Raw genomic sequence first — 1,392 nt, 5'->3', positions numbered from 1 at the left:
CTAGAGCGTTTTCCGATCTGATTGAATCAGATCGGGCTCTCCAGATTCTTTGTTTTCCGCGCTTTTTCCGAGTCACTGCGTGTTCCACTCCGTTCGAAAAACGCTCTAGTGAAATCACCTGATGGTTCGGAAAGTTCTATGAAGCATGCACCTGGAGCCGCCCGAAGCCGGGAGGCTATAGGCCTGTCGATCGGGCAGTCACGCTCCAGCCCGGCCGCGCCCGTTCCAGGAAGGTGGCTCGTCGATCCGGCTGGCGGGGGAACCCGGCGTTGTGCGTGTGGGCTCTCGGCCATCCCTTTGCGTTCGGCGATGTGGTGAATGTCTATGCCAGGGCACGATAACCGAATGCGCGAAAGTTCACTTTGCCCTGACCTGCCGCGAAAAGCGCAGGTCTCAAGCTGAGCAAATTGTCGAGTGTGTTGGCATTGTAACCCGAGACGTAGCTGCGCACGCCGTGGCGAATCCAGGTCTTCCCGTCGAGGCTGTAGTAGAAGGTTACGACCTGATCCTGGTTGGTGATGCGCATATGCATGCGCCGGGCGGCGGGCGCGGGTTCGGACCAGTAGGACGCCTTGCCGCCGCGATAGGTCGTCATTCGCTTGCCGTCGATGCCCATGCCGAGGAACAGACGATCGTCGAAGAACAACAGCAAACCTCCCTGCGCGTCGCCGACCAGTTCCAGTTCTACCTCGATCTCGTAGGCGCGGTCTCCCGCCTGCTGTGTGAGCGGTGAACTGTCAGCGGGGCCAGTACCCTTGCCGGTGAGGATCAGTGCGCCGTTTGCCACACGGATCCGCTCGGCCTCGTCCGGAGCGCTGGCATAGAGGCTCCAGAGCCGACCCAGCGATGCCTGCTCGAAGAAGTCGGAATGGGCCATTCCGTGCGTTTGCGCTTGCCCGGCAGGCTTTGGAAGCGGTCGCGAGAGGTCTCCTCCGGTTGCCCTGAACCAACCGTCTTGTGTCCATTCAATCGGCTCGAGGAGCGTCTGGCGCCCGAGCGTGTGATAGCCGTTCTCGTAGCCGTGGTAGACCATGAACCAGCGCCCGCCGGGCCCCTCGACGCACGTCGCGTGGCCGCGCGACCACCACGGTTCGTTTTCGGACCGGGTGCGTACGATGGGATTATGCGGACAATGCTCCCAAGGACCGTGGATCGAGCGCGAGCGTGCGACCACGATCATGTGACCGGTGGCAGGGCCGCTGGTTCCGCCCACCGCGTTGACGAGGTAGAACCAATCGCCACGCCGGAACAGTTTGGGCCCCTCCGGCGACCAGGCCTCGGTGATCCAGTCATCGGGGTAGTGCCAGGCCTCGTAGGCGGTTTCGACAGCGCCTGCCGTTGCCAGGCCATCGGCCGCAAGGCGGACGCGCTTTCCTTCGTTGAAGAAGAGGT

The 1,392-nt window shown here is 62.4% G+C and carries 1 protein-coding gene; it reads right to left on the bottom strand.

Features of this window, described 5'->3' with window-relative positions; all coding sequences use genetic code 11:
- Positions 1–322 precede the first annotated feature (322 nt).
- The coding region (locus OKA11_RS24300; RefSeq protein WP_267225187.1) for a family 43 glycosylhydrolase at positions 323–1,392 on the bottom strand (1,070 nt) is incomplete at its 5' end.

Origin of the sequence: Novosphingobium clariflavum, assembly GCF_026420865.1 — a bacterium.
GTDB classification, from domain to species: Bacteria; Pseudomonadota; Alphaproteobacteria; order Sphingomonadales; family Sphingomonadaceae; genus Novosphingobium; species Novosphingobium clariflavum.
Note: the sequence above shows the minus strand (reverse complement) of the source record. Positions and strands in the feature narration are given on the sequence as shown.